Origin of the sequence: Bianquea renquensis (assembly GCF_014384895.1) — a bacterium.
In the GTDB taxonomy this organism is placed as follows: Bacteria; Bacillota; Clostridia; order Lachnospirales; family Bianqueaceae; genus Bianquea; species Bianquea renquensis.
Genome location: NZ_JACRSQ010000003.1, coordinates 86,740 through 105,311, shown reverse-complemented (window position 1 = coordinate 105,311; position 18,572 = coordinate 86,740). Strand labels below are relative to the sequence as shown.

The following is an 18,572-nucleotide window of genomic DNA, read 5'->3' as shown; positions in this document are numbered from 1 at the left end:
ATTTTCTCCTTATACCTTATTTTGAAAGCCTTTAACAGTCGCTTTCTTGAGTACCATATTGTGATAAAGCCCTTCAGCTGCAATCAGACTTTCGTGATTGCCTTGTTCCGCAATTTTACCATCCTTGATAACAAGAATCTGGTCAGCCTTTGCGATGGTATGGAGCCGGTGAGCGATAACCAGCAAAGTTTTTCCCTGTACAAGTTCGCTGATGGCAGCTTGAATCTGGCTCTCGTTATCTGCGTCAACGCTGGCAGTCGCTTCATCCAAAATAACAATGGGAGCGTCCTTTAGGATACAGCGGGCAATGGATATCCGCTGCTGTTCGCCGCCGGATAGAGATGCGCCACCCTCACCGATCACTGTCTGGAAGCCTTCCGGCAATGCCATGATGAAGTCATAACATCGTGCCTTCCTTGCGGCTTCATATACTTCTTCCTCGGAGGCATCCATGCGCCCCATCGCAATGTTGTTATAAACCGTATCCTGGAACAGATAGACCCGCTGAAACACCATGCTGATGTTCTCCATCAAAGATGCAAGTGGAACCGTTCGGATGTCTTTGCCCCGCAGAAGAATACTGCCGTCTTTTACATCCCAGAAACGGGGCAGCAAACTGGCAATCGTAGATTTACCGCCGCCAGAAGGTCCGACTAATGCTGTCATCGTATTTTTCTGCACGGTAAAGGACACATGATTCAGCACATTTCGTTTGTCATATGCAAAGGTGACATTTCTGAATTCGATCTCCGGGACATCGGTGCTGTCGGGAAGAATATCCTTTCCGTTGTCACAGAGTTCCTTTTCTTCAAATACCGCCTCAATGCGGTCCAGACAGGCATTCATAACCGTCAAGCGTGTTATCTGCCCATAGAAGGCTTTCAGTGGTCCAAACAGCTCAAACGTAAAAAACAGGAAGCCGATAAACGTAGCGATATTCATGGCCCCATTCTGATACAGAAACCACGACAAAGCCAGCATGGCGGTGCTGCCCAAACCGTAAGTTAGGTTCACGGCACGAGCCCAAGGCGCATGACCTTCTTCAAATTCCAGATTGCGCTCACAGGAATATACAAAACTATCCGTCAGCGTTTTCGATTTTTCTCCCAGAAGGTTATACGTCTTAATGATTCCGATTCCCTCGGTAAAGTCCAGCACGGATTCCGTCAGTTTTTGGCTGGCGGCTTGTCGTTCGTCGGAGTACTTCAACTGGCTTGATTTCATAGCTTCGCCGATCGCATACATAATGAGCGTAATAACCAGACTCAATAGCCCCATCCAAGGATTAAATCCGAACATCATAATGACGAAAATCACTGCTGAGAAAAGATAGCTCATCAGGTCTCCAAGAACCATCATCAAGTTTTCCTCAATGAACAGCATATCGGTGGCGAGAACAGAACTGATCTTCCCGATGTTGCCCTCCGTGAAATACCCCATAGGCAATTTGCGCAGATGGGAACCAAGCTGTTTTCTTTTGTCTGCAAAAATCTCAAAACCAGCAGCAGATTGAAGTCGGTCGGCGGCGTTTTGAAGAAGACTTTGGACTATAATACACGCAACCAGTGCAATCCCAGAAAACACGCAGGTAGTTTTAGTCACTGTGCCGTCGAGAAAAGCGGAAATCATGAAAAAGGCAACGACAAACGGCGCTTTTGCACAAAATGATTTCAGGAAAGATAGGACAGCTGCTCCACGGATTCGTCCCTGATAGCCATCTGCCACTCGTAAGACACGGAATATTAAACTGATCATGCTCTCACCTCCCAGACTGCACTTTCCTCCGCAGCTTTCCACAAGCGACGGTATTCATCGGAAGATCGGAGAAGTTCATCGTGCGTCCCTTCTGCTGCAAGGTTTCCTTGATTCAGAACACAGATTTTATCTGCGTTTTTGATCGTATGTAAGCGGTGGGCGATAACCAAGACCGTCTTTCCGGCAATCACTTCGGAAATCGCTGCGTTCATCTTTTCTTCATTCTCCGGATCGATGAAAGCTGTAGCCTCATCCAGAACAATCACAGGAGCATTTTTTAGCAAGGCTCTCGCCAAAGAAATACGTTGTCTCTCACCACCGGACAGCATCTTTCCTCCATCGCCCGCCATAGTATCGATGCCTTGCGGGACGCGTGCAAGAAACTCATCACACTGGGCGCGCCTCGCGGCCTCAAGAACCTCCTCACGGGATGCAGTCGGGCGTCCAATCAGAATGTTTTCGTACAGGCTGGTGTTGAACAAGAACTGCTCCTGCGACACATAGGATATTTGATCGTTCAGCGCCTCGATCTTCATATCACGGATATCCTGACCGCCCAGAGTGATGCGCCCGCCGTTCAAGTCATAGAAGTGAACCAGTAGCTTTGCAAGAGTGGATTTGCCGCTTCCGCTTTCGCCGACCAAGGCGGTCATTTGCCCCTCCTTCAATGCAAGGTCGATACCGTGGAGTACTTCTGTATCCTTGTAGGAAAAATGGACATTCTCGAAACGGATACCATGGCTGCTTCCCTCAAAATCTCGTTCGGACTGTTTTAGAGGCGGGTTGTCGATAAGCTTTTCCAGTTCGTCGATTTTGTAGTTGAGCTGCGGAAACTTGCCTGCAAAGCTCAGCGCCTTTAGAACAGGTGTCCCCACCGCAAAGGACATACAGAGGATCAATATAAAATCTGCCAGAGAGCTCCACCCCTGTAAAACAAACCATCCGCCAACAGGGAGGGCAAACAGTGCGATACAGGGAATGATACTGGAATACAGAGCCATCCAGGGCCAGCACACCTTATACCAGGCAAGTGTAAAATCTCGATAGGAGGTTATATCATTCTCAAGACGGGCATAACTTTCGCCATCACGATTGAAGACCTTCACAACCTCCATGCCGTTAATATATTCGATGATGGTGTTATTCATCTTGGCTCCGGCCGCATAATACGCTCCCATTTTTGCCGTGCCCGCCTTAAACATCATTCCCATGGCAAACATACCAATGGGAAGAGCCGCAATACATAAAAGTGCCAGCTTCCAGTCGACAAAGAACATGGCAAGGATTACAATAACCGGTATGAGCAGGTTTGCGATACCCTCCGGAATCGCATGTGCCAGCAAAATTTCAATGGTTTCAATGTCGTCAGTGAACACCTTTTTGATGCGCCCGTTGCCCAGTTCACGGATCGCGCCAAGCGGCTGCGCCTCCAATTTCTTTTGGAGTGAAATGCGGATGTTTTTCAGTGTGTTGTACGCACTGTGGTGGGAATAACTAAGTCCTTTTACATACAACAACGCATTTCCTGCCATGCACACAGCTGTAAATGCTATGAGCATCGCAACTTTGGTCAAGGACAATTCCTGTCCGCCGATCAGAGGCGCAATGATTTGATATAGGAAGAAGTACGGAAGTACACTGAAAATGATGGCGATACAGACACATAGAATTGCTTTTTTCGTGTAGCTCATGTACTCCCCCATGTAGGGTTTGACTTTTTTGAACATACGCGGCTCCTTTCATATTAGTTAGCTATTGCTAACTTGCAGGCGAAGAAAACGGGAATCGCAGAACGCCATGCGTCATGCCTGCGGTTCCCGGAATTCAAGAACCTTATGCCAGTCGATAAATTGTGTCGTCAGATAACAGTGAAGGCGGGTTTCCTCGTTGGTAAAGTCGTGAATAAACGGCTCGTACATCGTGCTCCAGAAAGCGGTAGTCAGAACATGTAGCTCTCGGAGGGAAATATCCTTCCTGGCCAGCCCCCGTTCCGCAGCTGCGCGGTAGCACTTATAGGTTTCCTTACAGATTCTTTCCACAAGATCGTGCTGAAAGTTTTGATACTGTGTACCTTCCGCACATTTGAGCAGGAGGGTAAATCCGTCTTTCCGATCAAAAAGGAAATCAAACCACCAATCTAAATAGTCTTCTGTCAAGGTCCACATGTTGTACAGTTGAGTGTCAGACAGCGCCGGATCAGTGTAGTCGATGCTTCTGTCCGCAACAACCCGATCAATGTCATCGACCACATCCTGAACCAATGCCTGAAACAGTGCTTCTTTGCCAGAGTAGCGCTTATACAACGCACCGGTCGTAACCCCTGCGTTGGCACAGATCCGGCGCAGGGATGCATTCACAAATCCTCTCTCCAGAAACTCAGCTTTAGCGCAGTCCAATATTTTAGGACCGATCGTTTTATCTGCGTTGGACATCTGTTCACCTCTGATAACATATCTGATAACAACGTTATCAGTATAGCATAGCGATCCTTTTCTGTCAATAAAAATTGAGATATTTTAAATTGCGCATTACACTTGGGTTTGCTATATGAAGATTGATTGTATATTTCAAAATATAAAACCGTAGAAATATTCACATCTTTGTGCTATAATTTTTTCAATGCAAGCAGAGCAGCAATTTTGAAGTTGTCCAATAAGTTGAAAATGTAAAAGTTACAGGAGGTTCGATAAATTTGGAAACAAATCGTCTTATTGTTAGAAGATTTACCGATGATGATTTTCAAGACTTCTCAAATCTGATTTGTGACAAAATGAAATCAAAATACTCTGTTTATGATGAGCAGTTTCCTACAGATAATGAAAGCATAAGAGGACTATTGTCTTTCTTTAAGGATTCAGAAGAATTTTGGGCAATAGAGCTAAAGTCAACAAAGAAGATTGTAGGCTTTGTTAGTTTGAATTATATTGATGAACACACAAGAAATCTTGGTTATTGCATACATACCGAATATCAAGGCAAAGGGTACGCAAATGAAGTTGTATTGGAAATAATGCAATACGCACGCAAGGTATTGAATGTTCATAAACTGATTTCTGGTACAGCAATGGAAAATGAGCCATCAGTTAAATTACTGCTGAAGACAGGCTTTTCTATAGTAGACAAACGTAAAGGAAGCTTTGTGGATGATGAACAAGGAAATCCAATTATATTTACAGGCTGTTTCTTTGAGTATATATTTTGAAAAGTAAAGTTATCGCAGTTTGTTCGCCTTCTCTCTTTATACGCTTTCACTTGAAATTGTCGTTGCCACCGAACTTTTTAAGGGCAAAAACAAGGGAAGCAAAATACATGTGAAGTTTATCCATTTTGGCCAAGAGCAGCAATGCTGGAAACAGCCACCTTTTATATTGATTTGTCTCGGGAACATTTCGTGGATTTTAATGCGTATAAAAACAGTATTATGTCAGCAAAAAATATATCAGACATAGAAAGAAACCAATTATTTTGGGATTGGATTATAAAATTTCCAAAAGCCTTAAAACACGTTTTGGAAAGTAATAGCTTTAGCTATTATTTTAAATGGGAAAATGATTGGATAGTAGAACAAAATCTAAAATACAAAAAAGAGTTGAGAAGAATTAGGAATATCCTTGCACTTTGTAAGGAAAAGTATAAGTCGCCTATTCAGAATATACAGATCGTTCTTAATCCAATAAAGTGTGTGTATTCCGCAGATTATCACCTAAAAGATAATGTTTTTATAATTTGTTCAGGTTCGCTGAGCGAAAAAGCTATAATACACGAATTTATTCATCATATAGTACACCCTATTGTTGAGAACCGGAAAGACATAATTTTGTGTTGTGGCCTTACTAATCTCGATATTGATACTTCGTATTATCTTAATAATGATGAATCGGGAATATTGAATGCTTTTGAAGAATATATGGTACGTACACTTACAGATGTAATTGTTAGTGGTAATACTCCCGAGAATTTGGATGTGTTTTTTGATCAAGAAATAAATAGATTTATGCAAACGCCGAGGGCTGATTCCCCATCGAAAAAGTAGTTGGACACTCAACAATCGTTTCCCTTGTTTCGGCTTGTAAGGACAAAAACAAGGGGAAAACCTGTTTGTGTATATTCCGTCACCGCACCAGATAATTTTGATGGTAAAGAGAGTTATGGAATGCTTTACTTTGCAAATATTCTGTCTTTTGAAAATGAATTACACAGTGAAATTGAAAGAATTCTCATGACGGAACAACTTGTGGAAAACTGGACATATCCGTTGATTCAACCGAAACTGATAGAAGAAGCAAGGCGCAGGGATACCTATAACTTCCAGTTTTCTGTTGCTTTAACTCGCGCCTAAATTGGGATTTTCTTGCTTCAACCAATCAATTTAGCATTGCAAAAATCAGATGCTCTTAGCTCATAATCAATCGAAGTCTGCGGTTCTCCCAATTGATTCTTCCATGAATTTTCATTGTATTGCTTTTTTTTGAATCCTAACAATTCATAAACATGTTGCGCCCTTGTATTTTTTACATTGGTATCTAAAAAAATAAGTTCATAACCCATACTAAACAGTTCTTCGATAAGCATACTTAATATTACTCTTCCTAGGCCTTTTCCTTGAAAATCTGAATTACAAATTTTGATTCCTATCTCGACCTTTTTACCTTCATGAACATAGAAGCTCATTTCACCGACTGATGTTCCTCTATATTCAATAATAAGTAGTCTTTTTGCGGTATCACTATCATTAGCAATTTGCTCTTTAATCTTTTCAGCTGTTGTTCCAAGTCCATTCGGAAACCCTGCATGAGCCATAACACTTCCGTCATTCCACCAGATTGCAAGCTGTTCACAATCCTTTCCCTCTGCGTTTCTAATACATAAATCATTATAGATTATTTTCATTTTATTTCCTCCGAGATTTTAATATTGGAGGATTATTTAATGCGCATCCTCCAGCCTCCATCACATATTATGGTATTACCTTATTTTGACGTCACAAAACAAATTACTATTTTTTATAGTTTACGGAAGTCTGTCGGGGAAAAGCCTGTCTGCTCTTTAAAGCGCTGCGAGAAATAAAACAGATCGTGAAATCCGGTGAGTGCGGCAATATCCGCGATTTTTCTGTCGGTGGTCTTCAACAGGAGCTTGGCATGTTCGATCCGAGCTCTGGAGACATACTGCATGGGGGATACGCCGAGATTTTGTTTGAAAAATCGAATAAAATAATTCGGATGAAAATGAACCAGGGAGGCCAGTGTCTCCAGCGTGATCTCCTCCGATAAATGCATGTTTACGTACTCGATGACGGCGGACAGCTTTTCTGCCACATCGCCGTTGGGGCAGGTGACAGCGGCGGCTGCGTCCAGATAGGCGGCTAAAATCTCCATGGCAATGCCGCGCGCATACAGGCGCGAGGTGTACGTCTCGCGGGACATGGCGTCTATAAGCGATTCAAAGAGCCCCATGAGGCGGTCTGAGTCAGAGACCGTAACGCAAAGGGGCGTCTGGATCAGATCGAAGAGATTCCGGCTCCCCACCTTTGCCTGAAAGTGACACCAATATTTGTAATAGGGAGGGCCATCCGTCGTGCGATAGGATTGCAAAACGCCGGCGGGCATGAGAAAGAGCTGACCGGCCGTGGGGTGATAGGCTTGCCCGGCGACGGTCAATTCGCCCTCGCCTTTTACAATATAGTAGAATTTATTGTAGGAAGGGACGTAATTTAATTCCTGCCAGTTTCCTGCACATTGTGTCAGGGAAGCGGTTACCACACTGACGTTGCATTCTTCCAGACAGTTATCGATATAGTGCATTTCGTCATACCCCTATGATAGTTTCTGTTTTGTCTATCCCTATTTTACAGCAGATCCCGCAAAATGAAAAGATAAAAGTTCAATTTTTCCACAGAGATTTCCGATACTCGCTGGGCGAGGCGCCGTAATGCTGTTTGAAGGCTTTGCTCAGATGGAAGGGGCTGGAGTATCCGAGATCGAGGGACAGTTCGCCTATAGTTTTGGTTGTATTTTGCAGATAGTAGGCCGCATATTCCAACCGAATCTGTTGGATGTAGCGGGAAGGAGATTGCCCGGTACAGCGCAGAAAGCTTGTCTGGAGCGTGCGCTGATGGATACACAGATGTTTTGCCAAGGAGGCAACGGTTACATCCCGCAGATGGAGCCGGATATAGGAGTCTGCCTGCTGCACGCGATCCAGGAATAAAAGGTGATCCGCGTCCTGGCGGTGGCGTTCCGACGCCAAGGCGTACTCCAGGTACGCGAGAAAAAGGGAGGATGCGGCAAGGTGATCCTTTGATTTCATGAAGCGAAGGCTTTCGCGGCACAGGATCTGCAGCGTGGCATCATGGGGCACGTGATAATTGCCTGCGGAAAAAGCGCCGGGGCTTGGGCAGGTGAATTCAAACCACCAGAATTCCCAGGCATCACCAGGGCAATGATAGTAAAAATCCGTACTTGACTGAAAGAGGAGAAGGTCGCCGGCGGCCAGGTTGTAGCTCTGCTTTTCCAGCCGCAGTTGACCTGAGCCGCTAATGGTGTGGAGCATTACCCAATGATCGTCCACAGGGATATGGACCACATTGTAGGATTCATCGGCTTGTATATAGTAAATATTCATAACGCCGACTGGCCCTGACATGACAGGGGGATACGTGCAGCAGTAGTCAGTGAACACGGGAAGCCTCCGAAATATATATATTTTCGTCTGTTTCTGCCATTTTTTTTTCTGGGCAGATGCGGTATTGTATATCGTATCAATATTCTATCATGGAGGAATTGGACATGCAAGATCATTTGTCGCAGGCAGTGGAAAAAATGCGTGCTTTCTACGATATAACACCGGACGCGCCCATCTATCAAAAAGAATTTGGCTATTATGTGCTGGATCGCTGGATTGAAGAGGGATACCTTAGACCAAGAAGTGAGGTCGCCGACTATGAGCGGTATCTTCAGGAGACTTTCGGCTATGATGAGCCCGCGACGGTGGCTTTGCTGGGAGCTGGGTGGACCGAGGGTGCATTATACCCGGCCTTTGAGGTGAAGGTGCTGGAGGACCGGGGGAAATATGAGCTGGTCCAGGATACTTCGGGACGCAGCGTGCTGTGTTTTAAAGGGCGACGCAGCGGGTTCATGCCGGAATATGTGGATCATCCTGTCAAGGATTTTCGCACGTGGGAAGAGCGTGTGAAGTGGAGGCTGAATCCCAATACAGAGGGGCGCATGGAGCGGCAAGCGGGAGAAATCCAAGCCGCCATTGCAGGCGCGGAAGTGGGAAAATTTGTTGTCCAACGCTCAGTGGGCGGCTATATGTATCTGCGCAGCCTCATGGGGCCAGAGGATGTGCTGTATAAGTTTTATGACGAGCCGGAGCTCATCCACGACTGTATGAAAACCTGGTTTGAACTGACGGATGCGGTCGCGGCCTACCATCAACGGTTCGTGAGTATCGATGAATTGTTCCTTGGAGAAGATATCTGTTATAAGAGTGGATCGCTGATCTCCCCCGATATGATAAAAGAATTCCTATTTCCTTACTACCAGCAGCTGTACACCAACATTAAGCGGCGCAATCTGGACAAGAGCCGCAAGGTTCATTTCCAGATCGACACGGATGGCAATTGTCTCGATGTGATTGATCTGTACAAAAGTATCGGAGTTGACTCCATGAGCCCTTTTGAAGTGGCCTCAGACTGTGATGTAGTCGCTGTGGGGCGGCAGCACCCCGATTTGCGCATTTCCGGTGGCATCGATAAGCGCGTGTTGGCCGAGGGCAAGGAGGCCATCGACCGCCATCTGGATTCGATTTTGCCGGCGATGAGAAGACGAGGCGGCTATATACCCACCTGCGATCACGGTGTTCCGGAGGAAGTCTCCTTTGAAAACTATATGCACTATCGTAAACGCCTGCTCGAATACGCAAATTAACAGTCTGCTTGGGGCTTGCCTTTTTTGGGAATTTACGGTACACTATTCTCATACAAATTGTTAGGAGAGAGGAATGTGATGGTGCAAAGGCAAGCGTTTGCGCTGCGCAGTTTGATCGGCAAACCGATCCGCTTTGACGGCTCGACCTTCATCCTTCTGGACGTCATCGATGCCGCACACCCAAAGGATTGGACAAATGAGCCCCACTACCATCCATGGTATGAATTCAATTACTTGCAGGAGGGGGCCCTCTATACGACCCTGGGGGATACAGAATTCTTAAGCCAAAAGGGACAGTTCTTTTTAATCCCACCTGGTATGATTCACAGCCACCGAAATTGCAACGGGATAGGAGACGATGGCGTCTGTTTGCGCTGGAGTCTAGAGCCCGTGGGGGAGGTGGCGAAGATATTATCGGAACCTCACCCATCGCCGGGGCGATACCCATTTGAGCGTATTTTTGGCGCGCAGCCCCTTAACAATGAATGGTCTAAACGGGGGACGCTGATTCAGCTTCTGCTTGGGATCTGTGCCACCTTTGATCCGGGGGGCCGTATGCCTTTCGACTACTCTCAGGATGAAGCGCTGGTCAATCAGGCGCTCCTGTATCTGTCTCAGTATTATGCGCAGAACATCCGCGTGGACGAGGTCGCCCACTCGCTGAACGTCAGCTATCGTCATTTGGCAAGAATCTTTAAATCCGTTACCGGCCAGACAGTCATTCAGAAATTGAACGCAATCCGCCTTGAAGAGGCTAGACGCCTACTAGCGGAGACAAACATGCCAGTGGGGGAGATTGGAAAGCAGGTGGGATTTACCAATGAGTATTATTTTTCTGCCATCTTCAAACAGGTGATTGCCACAACGCCGACCCAGTATCGCGCCATGATGAAAAGCCGATAGAATGCCAAGAATGCCAGCCTATGATAGGTTGGCATAATTTTATAAAAAAACGGCAGAATTCTCTATTTCGCTTCGATCTTCCACCATTTATAATATTAGTATTATGCCAGATCGCATAAGGAGGCTACAGATGGATACAATACAGATTGAAGGGTGGAGGATGAGTATTCTCCACGACGGGGAGGTTAGGTCGGAGTTTACGGCGTTTTCGCAGGTGCTCCAGGCGGGAGGGGCGGCCTATCCGGCTGAGGTCCCAGGAAACTTTGAGCTGGACCTCATGCGGGCCGGCGTGATCACAGATCCCTTCCGCGGGGACGGGATTTTAAAATTGCAGGAGCTGGAGGATTGCCATGTTTTTTATGAGGGCATATTTCAATGGGATGGCGAGGGACGCGGGAAATTAGTCCTGGAGGGCGTGGACACCATAGCGGATGTCTTTCTCAATGGGGAATGGATTGGCTCCTGCGACAATATGTTGATCGCCCACACCTTTCCTCTCTCTGAGATCGCGAAAGGTTGGAACAAAATTTTTATCCACATCAAGCCTGTATGCCTTGAGGCGCGGCAATATCCCATTCCCATGGGGGCGACAGCCCTTCGGTACAATTTTGAATCCCTGGTGGTCCGCAAAGCGCCCCACATGTTTGGGTGGGATATCACACCGAGAGCGGTATCCGCAGGTATCTGGAAGGAGGCATATATCGTAAAAGATAAGAGCCGCTATATTGAAGAAAGCTACATAACAGTAGATAGCCTGGATGCGGAGTCGAAGGCGGTGCAGGCGAGCCTGCGGTATTCCGTCGCCATTGGGCGGGATAACAGCAAGGAGTATAGCATTGCGGTGGAGGGGCGCTGTGGCGACAGCGTATTTACGGCAGCGGAGGAGGCACTCTGGTTTTCGTCCGGGATCCTCCACTTTCATGTGCCGGACTGCCGGATCTGGTACCCGAGAGGGAGAGGTGAGCAGAACCTGTACAATATTACCCTGACCCTCTGCCATGGGGATGAGATCGTCGATACGATACAATACCGATATGGATTCCGAACGGTGGAATTGCGGAATTCCGAAATCTTAGAAGAGGACGGAAAAGGAGAATTCCAATTTTATATTAATCAGGAGCCAGTGTTCCTGTTGGGAACCAACTGGGTCCCGGCGGATGTATTTCACAGCCGCGACAGGGAGCGAATCCCGGATATTTTGCGGCTGGTGGTGGAGGAAGGGTGCAATGCCATTCGCTGCTGGGGCGGCAACGTATATGAGGATGACCTCTTGTATGACCTGTGTGATGAATATGGCCTAATGGTGTGGCAGGATTTTACAATGGCCTGCGGGACGTATCCACAGGATGACCGGCTCCAGTCCCTGATCAGGAAAGAGGCGACAGCGGTGGTGAAGAGACTTCGGAATCACCCGTGTCTCTGCTTATGGGCGGGTGACAATGAATGCGATGTTATGATCAGGCCCCGGCGCAATCCTGAAGGCAACTTGCTGACGCGGAAGGTACTGCCGGAGGTGTTGTATGCCCACGACGGGACGCGGCCATATCTTCCGAGCTCTCCGTATGTATCAGATCAGGCCTACCAAAGGGGGAAAATTCGGGAGACGCCGGAACAGCATATTTGGGGGCCGCGGGATTATTTTAAGGGGGAATTCTACCGCAGCGCCAACCCCTGCTTTGCCAGCGAAGTTGGCTATCACGGATGTCCCTCTCCGGACAGCGTCGCAAAATTTATCGATGCGGATTATCTCTGGCCTCCGGAGAAAAACCGGCAATGGTTAGTCCACAGCGCGTCGCCAGAAGTCATGAAGGGGTCTTACACATACCGCATCGGCTTGATGACGGATCAGATTCAGTACCTCTTCGATACGAAGCCCCGGAACCTGGCGGAGTATGCGGCTATGAGTCAGATTTCTCAGGCGGAGGCAGATAAATTTTTTATCGAAAAGTTTCGAATGGGGAAGGGTCATACGAGCGGAATCATATGGTGGAATATCATGGATAACTGGCCGCAATTTTCCGACGCGGTGGTGGACTATTATTTCCGAAAGAAGATCGCGTTTTGGTACATCCAGGCAGCGCAGCAACAGGTTTGCTTTATGATGAAGGACGATGAGGGCGAACTGATTCTGTCCGGTGTCAGTGACATGCGAGCCTCAACACAGGCGGCCTACACCGTGGAGGACGCCCTAACTCATGAAATCGTGCTACAGGGGGAGGTGGCGGTTTCCGGGGATTCCAGCGTCGAAGTGGCCCGCATGGCACAGCCCAAGGAGGATCATTTTTATATTCTTCGATGGTCGTTTGGGGAGACAACGGGGTGCAACCATTACCTGTCGTTCCATCCACCGATCTCCTTCGATTGGTACATCCGCTGTCTGAAAGAAGCCCAATTGTACTCATTTGAAGGGTTTGACATACAGGAGGGATATCCATGCAGATAGCAGGGCTGGATATTGGCGGCACGAAATGCGCGGTTTTGATGGGACAGATTCAGGAAGACGGCGAGCTGCGAATGATCCGGAAGGAAATATTTACCACGGAAGCGGCGGGCCAATCCCTTGAAACGATCTATGGGATTCTGGATCCGTGGATGAGCACATATCACCCCGAAGCCATCGGCATCAGCTGCGGTGGGCCGCTGAACAGCCGCACCGGTGTGATTCTGAATCCTCCGAACTTATATGGGTGGGAGAATGTCCCCATCGTCGAGGAATTACAGGCGCGATATGGCGTGCCTGCCAGATTGGAGAATGACGCCAACGCCTGTGCTGTAGCCGAATGGAAATTTGGCGCGGCTAAGGGTGCGGAGAATGTAATTTTTTTGACGTGTGGTACGGGATTAGGTGCCGGTATCATCATCAACGGCCATTTGATTTCTGGAACCAGTGGCATGGCAGGTGAGGTGGGGCATATCCGGCTATCAAACTATGGACCGGCCGGCTATGGAAAGGTTGGTTCTTTTGAAGGCTTCTGTAGCGGCGGGGGGATTGCGCAACTGGGGAGGCTGCGATATCTGGAGGGCTTGCAGCAAGGGCGGAAGTCGCAGCGGGTTCAGGACATCAAAGATCTGGACAGCCTTACAGCGAAATCCATCGCTCAGGCGGCTAGGGCCGGAGATGAGACGGCGAGAGCCGTACTGGAAGAGAGTGCGGCGTGGATGGGGAGGGGGCTAGCCATTTTGGTCGATCTTCTGAATCCCCAGATCCTGGTTTTAGGAAGCGTGTATGCCAGGTGCTGGGATATGATGTTCCCTGGAATTATGAGAGAGCTGGCCAAGGAAGCACTGCCCCAGAGTCTAGCGGATTGCTCCATCGTCCCGGCAGGTCTGGGGGATGAGATTGGAGATTATGCGGCGTTGAGCCTGGCAATCTTGTAAAGTAGGGCGGAGCTATGTCGTGGACATAAGCACCGCAGAAAGGGGGTCTATGTGAATCATCTAGACATGGTATTTCAGAGATATCCGGTATTGGAGGCCTGCCGGAAAGATGTCCGGCAGGCGGCTGCGATGATGATCGCCTGCTATGAAGGGAAAGGAAAAATTTTGTTGTGCGGGAATGGGGGAAGTCAGGCCGACGCGGATCATATGGTGGGGGAACTAATGAAAGGCTTTTTATTGCAGCGTCCGATTCGGGAGACATTTCGGAAGACCTTAGCCGAGAATTTTGGCGATGGGGCCTGGATGGCGGACCATTTGCAGGAAGGCCTGCCGGCCATTTCTCTCGGCGCGCAGACAGCGCTGAATACGGCCATTAGCAATGACGTAGCGGCGGACATGGTATTTGCGCAGCAGGTCTATGGATACGGCCGTCCTGGGGACGTGCTGATCGGTCTCAGCACATCCGGCACATCCCGCAATGTTGTGCAGGCAATCAAGGTGGCCAGCGCTCTGGGAATGGGGACAATTGGAATCAGCGGAGCTGACGGCGGCAAGTTGAGAGAGTTCTGCCAGTGCACCATTGCACTGCCAGAGACAGAGACTTTCAAGGTTCAGGAGCTGACGCTGCCGGTCTATCACGCCCTATGTGCAGCAGTGGAAGCACATTTTTATTCTTGTGCGTGAGGAGGAATTCGAAATTAAGGATAGGATATGAGACAACGCGAGTCCTTCCTTCGTTACAATAAAATGGCCGCTCTACAAAGTCAGTAGAGCGGCCTATCATAACGGATCAGCCTTCAATTGCAATCCGGTGTGCTTTTGGTTCCTCCGGCGTATTCTTGGACAGCGTGATGGTCAAGACGCCATTTTTGAAGTTGGCCTTGATATCTTCCGGTTTGATGGTCTCGCAGTAGAAAGAGCGGCGGAAGGATCCATAGCTGCGTTCCTGGCGGATATAATTGCCTTTATCATCCTTATCCCCGGATTCAGATTTCCGTTCGCCGGATACGATAAGGTAGTTATTCTCATAGTCGATGTTGATGGAATCTTTGTCCATGCCAGGGATATCCATGGTTATAATATAGGACGTATCAGTCTCCTCAATATCGGTTTTCAGAAAATTGGATGTGGACGCAGAGCCCACAAAGGGCGAGAAAAAGTTCTTGTCAAAATCATCAAAAAAGTCTTCCCACAAGCTGATGGGGTTGCTGTGCCGTCTTCTTAAACTCAGTTCATTCATGATAAATGCCTCCTCGAGTAAATGTTATTCAATGGTGATATGATATTTGTTGGGAACATCTTCCGTAACTTTAGGCGCGGTAATCGTGAGCACGCCGTGTTTGAAAGCAGCTTTGATTCCATTGGGATCAATGTTGTCGCAGTAGAAAGAGCGGCTGAAGGATCCAAAGCTGCGCTCCTGGCGGATATAGCCCTTCTTGTTTTCCCTATGCTCCTCCTGCCGTTCCCCAGCGATGGTCAACTGATTGTTGTCATAGTCGATGTGGATGGAATCTTTGTCCATGCCAGGGATATCCATGGTAATCACATACGTGTCATCCGTTTCCTTGACATCGGCGTTCAAGAAATTGCTTTGGCCCGCGCCGGTGGGAGCGAAGAAATCCCGGTCAAAAAAGTCTTCCCACAGGGATACTGGATGACTCTTCCTCTTTGAACTCAATTCAAACATATTGAACACCTCCGATGAGTTATTGCTTAATTTTATCGAGTTACTTAATTCGTAACTTTGATTATATAATACATCATGCGAAATATATTTGCAAATCCAAAAAAGTTGTAATATCCGGTACTATAACCGGAAAAAGCCAATGGAAGAAGAAAATCTTATTTTCTCTTTTTATTTTGCGTTTTTTTGAAGTTTTTATTCAATTTATCAGAGAAAGTTGCGGCGGCGAGTGGCAGCTTACACGGAAGCGGGTCAGTCATTCAAAAATGATTCATGATTTGTTTACATCTAAAGCTTTGACTTTTCCATAGGATTATGATAGACTATAACTATTATTTTATATAATATTCATACGTTAATCCGACGTATACTTTTAAAACAGTGAAAGGGTAGTGAGCAGTAATGAAATTACAGGTTTTGTTTTTCAACAAATATGGACATGCACAGGTCATTGCGGATAAATTGAGTTCGCTGTTTCGTTGCAAATGTGATCAGATTCCCCCTGCCTACCAGTGCAATAAAGAGAAGCTGGTCTTCATCGCCTACGAAAAGCATGGGGCCTTAGATAAGAAATTTCTGGAATTTTTGAAGGAGATGGATACGAACAAGACCGCTAACGTAGCGCTGATCGAGATCTCAAAGACAGGAAATGAGGGATTTGATGAGCTGAGGACTCTGTTTAACAGCAATGGCGTCAATGTTGCGGGGACCTTGGGACTTGAGAATCACAAGGGCGTCATCGGAAAGGGCAAGATAACGGAGGATGATATCAACAAAGCCTTGGAGTTTGCGAAGAAAATTGGCTCTGAAATGTTTGAGTCCTTTAAGGCCTGAGACAGCTACATTTTTCTAACTCCAGTTTCAAATCGGGTATCCTAGGATACCTGATTTTTTTATCCTCATTTTTGAATTATTGTGCTATAATATGAATCTCTCTTCCTTGTATTCTCTCTTCATCTGTGTTAGAATAATCCCGACATGAAACAGGGGATTCGACTCTAAAGGAGACATCAAAAATGCTGCTAACAAAAGGGATTGAAACGCACGTGATTCTGCCATCAGACGCGAAGACAAGGGAGCAGTTTGCCGCGGACGAACTGTCTAAATATCTAAAACTCTCATTGGAGATCGAGACACAGAGCGCCGATCATATTTCGGATACGGTCAATAACATTGTCATAGGCGGACCGGGGCGCAACGCTGTCTGTGCCCAGTACGTGGATTCTCATTCCTTCTCCTCCCTGTTGCCGGGTGCGGAAGGGATGTATATAAAAATCAGCGGAAACGTGGCAATCATCGCCGGAAGCGAGGGCGATTTTGACGACAGGCAGAGGGGGACGGTGTACGGCGTATATGAATTTCTCGAACGATACCTTGGCTGCTCCCTTGCCGCATACAGCGCCCCGACAGTCAATGCGGGGGAGATGATACCGAAATATGAAAGCCTTCAGCTTGAAGATGATTGTTACATCAAAGCGGGGGCAGACAGGCCCTACCGCGCGGCCATCATTCAGTACGGCGAGGCGGCGGGAAATCCGTATCACCAGCTGAACCTCCCCTTCATCGACTGGATGTGCAAAAATCGCTACAACCGCATTTTGACGTGGGCAAGTGTATATGAGGCGTACAAGAAAACGGGGCTCTGTGAGGAGATTGAAAAGAGAGGCATCCGCATGAGCGTCGGGCACCATGAATCCTCCCGGATGTGGCTTCCTTATTTTGGAAACGAATATTTTCCTGAGCACTATGCCCAGACCCATCCGGAGTATTACCGCCTCAACGCCGATGGCACCCGCTACAGCCCGCTAAGTGAGGAGGACCACACTGGGCAATGGATCTATTGCAGCCGGAACGAGGAGTGCATCGCGCAGGTATCTGAGAATCTGATCAGCTGGATTGGACAAAACCCCATCGTCGACATTATCGCCTTCTGGCCAAACGACGGAATCTGGGAGCAGTGTCGCTGCGAAAAGTGCGCCCGCCACAGCAAGGTGGAGAATTACACCTATTTCCAGAATGAGGTAGCTAAGCGCGTCAGTGCCGTCTATCCCACGGTGAAGATCGACATGCTTGTGTATGTGGACCTGTGGGAATATCCAGAGGGGGAGACATTGCAGAACAGCCTGCTGATCGACGAGGCTACCTGGGCGGCAGACGGGCAGCGCTGCTGTGGAAAGCCTGACGGCTCCTGTTTATCCAAAACAGCATTCGAGGACAACCTATTGGCCTGGAAAGACGCAGGCGCGGACGTTGTGTATTACGATTATTATATGGGCGTTTTTCCTGGACGCCAGAGAATTATCCCCATGGCGGACGAGGTGCAGAGCATTTGGAAGCGTTTTTCCCAGGTTGGCATCTCGGGTTCCGGCACTCAGATCGAGTGCTTCAACATCTGGAACAATCTTTTCAATCTCTATACCTTCGGCAGGACAGCCTATGACAGTTCCCTTTCCATGGAGGATAATCTAAAGGCCATCTCAAGCCTTTACGGGGAAGGGGGCGAGTATGTGGCAGAGGCCATACGGCTGATGGAAAAAACCTTAGATGGTCAGGAGGTCATCGGCCATGCAGGCGCCTATATGATCAAACACATCGACAGGGAGCTTGTCTACGGGTTGTTTGATAAGGCGCTGGCTGTCACCGTGAATACAACCGCGAGAAATAACATCCGCCTTTCGCGCATGGCGTTCCGGTACACGGATCTCGAGGTCTCTGACAGCACGACCGCCACAAGGGAAGCGTACTCCCGCTTTCAGACCTATGAGGATCCAACTGGCGAGCTGGCGTATATGGCGTCCCATTTTGATTCCTTTACCCACAATGACCCGGGATATGGCATTGCGATCCCCGTCACCAATACGGACTCAGACTATATCCCTGATCAATGGTATCTCTTTGAATAAACAGCCATTGAGGGACAA

General features: G+C 47.7%; 18 protein-coding genes. 10 read left to right on the top strand and 8 right to left on the bottom strand.

Annotated elements, in window-relative coordinates:
- Nucleotides 1-9: 9 nt before the first annotated feature.
- The 3 genes from H8730_RS03380 to H8730_RS03370 form a co-directional block, all read right to left on the bottom strand.
- On the bottom strand, nucleotides 10-1,755 hold the full coding sequence (locus H8730_RS03380; RefSeq protein ID WP_177718768.1) for an ABC transporter ATP-binding protein: 1,746 nt from the start codon (nucleotides 1,753-1,755) through the stop codon (nucleotides 10-12).
- Nucleotides 1,752-3,482 (bottom strand): ABC transporter ATP-binding protein, encoded by a 1,731-nt coding sequence (locus H8730_RS03375; RefSeq protein ID WP_177718769.1) that lies wholly within the window; start codon nucleotides 3,480-3,482, stop codon nucleotides 1,752-1,754. The genes H8730_RS03380 and H8730_RS03375 overlap by 4 nt, the downstream gene beginning before the upstream one ends.
- 75 nt (nucleotides 3,483-3,557) lie before the next feature.
- Nucleotides 3,558-4,187 carry a TetR/AcrR family transcriptional regulator gene (locus H8730_RS03370; RefSeq protein WP_177718770.1) on the bottom strand — a complete coding sequence of 210 codons (630 nt, stop codon included), beginning with the start codon at nucleotides 4,185-4,187 and terminating at the stop codon, nucleotides 3,558-3,560.
- A gap of 260 nt (nucleotides 4,188-4,447) precedes the next feature.
- On the opposite strand from H8730_RS03370, the gene H8730_RS03365 reads away from it, so the two are divergent.
- From H8730_RS03365 to H8730_RS03355, 3 genes are all read left to right on the top strand, one after another.
- Entirely contained in the window at nucleotides 4,448-4,957 is a 510-nt protein-coding gene (locus H8730_RS03365) for a GNAT family N-acetyltransferase (protein ID WP_177718771.1), read from the top strand.
- A gap of 189 nt (nucleotides 4,958-5,146) precedes the next feature.
- A complete protein-coding gene (locus H8730_RS03360) occupies nucleotides 5,147-5,788 on the top strand; it encodes a hypothetical protein (protein WP_249289381.1) in 642 nt (213 codons plus the stop codon).
- Nucleotides 5,789-5,908: 120 nt separating this feature from the next.
- Complete coding sequence (locus tag H8730_RS03355) at nucleotides 5,909-6,094, top strand: NUDIX hydrolase (RefSeq protein WP_177718773.1); 186 nt, start codon at nucleotides 5,909-5,911, stop codon at nucleotides 6,092-6,094.
- Nucleotides 6,095-6,111: 17 nt separating this feature from the next.
- Here H8730_RS03355 and H8730_RS03350 read toward each other — a convergent pair whose 3' ends face one another.
- From H8730_RS03350 to H8730_RS03340, 3 genes are all read right to left on the bottom strand, one after another.
- Nucleotides 6,112-6,645: a GNAT family N-acetyltransferase gene (locus H8730_RS03350; protein ID WP_177718774.1), complete on the bottom strand. Its 534-nt coding sequence runs from the start codon at nucleotides 6,643-6,645 to the stop codon at nucleotides 6,112-6,114.
- Nucleotides 6,646-6,758: 113 nt separating this feature from the next.
- Nucleotides 6,759-7,559 carry an AraC family transcriptional regulator gene (locus H8730_RS03345; RefSeq protein WP_177718775.1) on the bottom strand — a complete coding sequence of 267 codons (801 nt, stop codon included), beginning with the start codon at nucleotides 7,557-7,559 and terminating at the stop codon, nucleotides 6,759-6,761.
- Between the two features lie 79 nt (nucleotides 7,560-7,638).
- Nucleotides 7,639-8,436: a helix-turn-helix domain-containing protein gene (locus tag H8730_RS03340; protein WP_177718777.1), complete on the bottom strand. Its 798-nt coding sequence runs from the start codon at nucleotides 8,434-8,436 to the stop codon at nucleotides 7,639-7,641.
- A 107-nt stretch (nucleotides 8,437-8,543) separates the two neighbouring features.
- Between H8730_RS03340 and H8730_RS03335 the strand changes: the two genes are divergently transcribed.
- From H8730_RS03335 to H8730_RS03315, 5 genes are all read left to right on the top strand, one after another.
- Nucleotides 8,544-9,686, top strand: coding sequence for a uroporphyrinogen decarboxylase family protein (locus tag H8730_RS03335; protein WP_249289378.1), 1,143 nt, complete (start codon nucleotides 8,544-8,546; stop codon nucleotides 9,684-9,686).
- A 78-nt stretch (nucleotides 9,687-9,764) separates the two neighbouring features.
- Complete coding sequence (locus tag H8730_RS03330; RefSeq protein WP_249289406.1) at nucleotides 9,765-10,589, top strand: helix-turn-helix transcriptional regulator; 825 nt, start codon at nucleotides 9,765-9,767, stop codon at nucleotides 10,587-10,589.
- A gap of 130 nt (nucleotides 10,590-10,719) precedes the next feature.
- Nucleotides 10,720-13,032, top strand: a complete 2,313-nt coding sequence (locus H8730_RS03325; protein WP_177718783.1) for a glycoside hydrolase family 2 protein — start codon at nucleotides 10,720-10,722, stop codon at nucleotides 13,030-13,032.
- Nucleotides 13,023-13,967 (top strand): ROK family protein, encoded by a 945-nt coding sequence (locus H8730_RS03320; RefSeq protein ID WP_249289374.1) that lies wholly within the window; start codon nucleotides 13,023-13,025, stop codon nucleotides 13,965-13,967. Before H8730_RS03325 ends, H8730_RS03320 begins: the two co-directional genes overlap by 10 nt.
- Nucleotides 13,968-14,018: 51 nt before the next feature.
- The gene (locus H8730_RS03315; protein ID WP_249289371.1) at nucleotides 14,019-14,651 is read left to right on the top strand and encodes a D-sedoheptulose-7-phosphate isomerase; all 633 of its coding nucleotides are present in this window, start codon (nucleotides 14,019-14,021) and stop codon (nucleotides 14,649-14,651) included.
- A 106-nt stretch (nucleotides 14,652-14,757) separates the two neighbouring features.
- On the opposite strand, the gene H8730_RS03310 is transcribed toward H8730_RS03315, so the two are convergent.
- Together H8730_RS03310 and H8730_RS03305 are read right to left on the bottom strand one after the other, a co-directional pair.
- Entirely contained in the window at nucleotides 14,758-15,207 is a 450-nt protein-coding gene (locus tag H8730_RS03310; protein WP_177713563.1) for an Hsp20/alpha crystallin family protein, read from the bottom strand.
- 24 nt (nucleotides 15,208-15,231) lie between these two features.
- Nucleotides 15,232-15,654 (bottom strand): Hsp20/alpha crystallin family protein, encoded by a 423-nt coding sequence (locus tag H8730_RS03305; RefSeq protein WP_177713562.1) that lies wholly within the window; start codon nucleotides 15,652-15,654, stop codon nucleotides 15,232-15,234.
- 399 nt (nucleotides 15,655-16,053) lie between these two features.
- Here H8730_RS03305 and H8730_RS03300 point away from each other — a divergent pair, with 399 nt between their 5' ends.
- Nucleotides 16,054-16,485, top strand: coding sequence for a hypothetical protein (locus H8730_RS03300; RefSeq protein WP_177713561.1), 432 nt, complete (start codon nucleotides 16,054-16,056; stop codon nucleotides 16,483-16,485).
- Nucleotides 16,486-16,667: 182 nt separating this feature from the next.
- On the top strand, nucleotides 16,668-18,554 hold the full coding sequence (locus tag H8730_RS03295; protein ID WP_177713560.1) for a DUF4838 domain-containing protein: 1,887 nt from the start codon (nucleotides 16,668-16,670) through the stop codon (nucleotides 18,552-18,554).
- The last annotated feature ends 18 nt before the right edge of the window (nucleotides 18,555-18,572 follow it).

What these genes read in the sequence shown, in the direction of transcription:
- H8730_RS03350 (WP_177718774.1), bottom strand. Translation starts at nt 6,645, where the DNA reads ATGAAAATAATCTATAATGATTTATGTATTAGAAACGCAGAGGGAAAG.
- H8730_RS03380 (WP_177718768.1), bottom strand. Translation starts at nt 1,755, where the DNA reads ATGATCAGTTTAATATTCCGTGTCTTACGAGTGGCAGATGGCTATCAG.
- H8730_RS03355 (WP_177718773.1), top strand. Translation starts at nt 5,909, where the DNA reads ATGCTTTACTTTGCAAATATTCTGTCTTTTGAAAATGAATTACACAGT.
- H8730_RS03325 (WP_177718783.1), top strand. Translation starts at nt 10,720, where the DNA reads ATGGATACAATACAGATTGAAGGGTGGAGGATGAGTATTCTCCACGAC.
- H8730_RS03300 (WP_177713561.1), top strand. Translation starts at nt 16,054, where the DNA reads ATGAAATTACAGGTTTTGTTTTTCAACAAATATGGACATGCACAGGTC.
- H8730_RS03345 (WP_177718775.1), bottom strand. Translation starts at nt 7,559, where the DNA reads ATGCACTATATCGATAACTGTCTGGAAGAATGCAACGTCAGTGTGGTA.
- H8730_RS03295 (WP_177713560.1), top strand. Translation starts at nt 16,668, where the DNA reads ATGCTGCTAACAAAAGGGATTGAAACGCACGTGATTCTGCCATCAGAC.
- H8730_RS03305 (WP_177713562.1), bottom strand. Translation starts at nt 15,654, where the DNA reads ATGTTTGAATTGAGTTCAAAGAGGAAGAGTCATCCAGTATCCCTGTGG.
- H8730_RS03370 (WP_177718770.1), bottom strand. Translation starts at nt 4,187, where the DNA reads ATGTCCAACGCAGATAAAACGATCGGTCCTAAAATATTGGACTGCGCT.
- H8730_RS03335 (WP_249289378.1), top strand. Translation starts at nt 8,544, where the DNA reads ATGCAAGATCATTTGTCGCAGGCAGTGGAAAAAATGCGTGCTTTCTAC.
- H8730_RS03375 (WP_177718769.1), bottom strand. Translation starts at nt 3,482, where the DNA reads ATGTTCAAAAAAGTCAAACCCTACATGGGGGAGTACATGAGCTACACG.
- H8730_RS03330 (WP_249289406.1), top strand. Translation starts at nt 9,765, where the DNA reads ATGGTGCAAAGGCAAGCGTTTGCGCTGCGCAGTTTGATCGGCAAACCG.
- H8730_RS03310 (WP_177713563.1), bottom strand. Translation starts at nt 15,207, where the DNA reads ATGAATGAACTGAGTTTAAGAAGACGGCACAGCAACCCCATCAGCTTG.
- H8730_RS03320 (WP_249289374.1), top strand. Translation starts at nt 13,023, where the DNA reads ATGCAGATAGCAGGGCTGGATATTGGCGGCACGAAATGCGCGGTTTTG.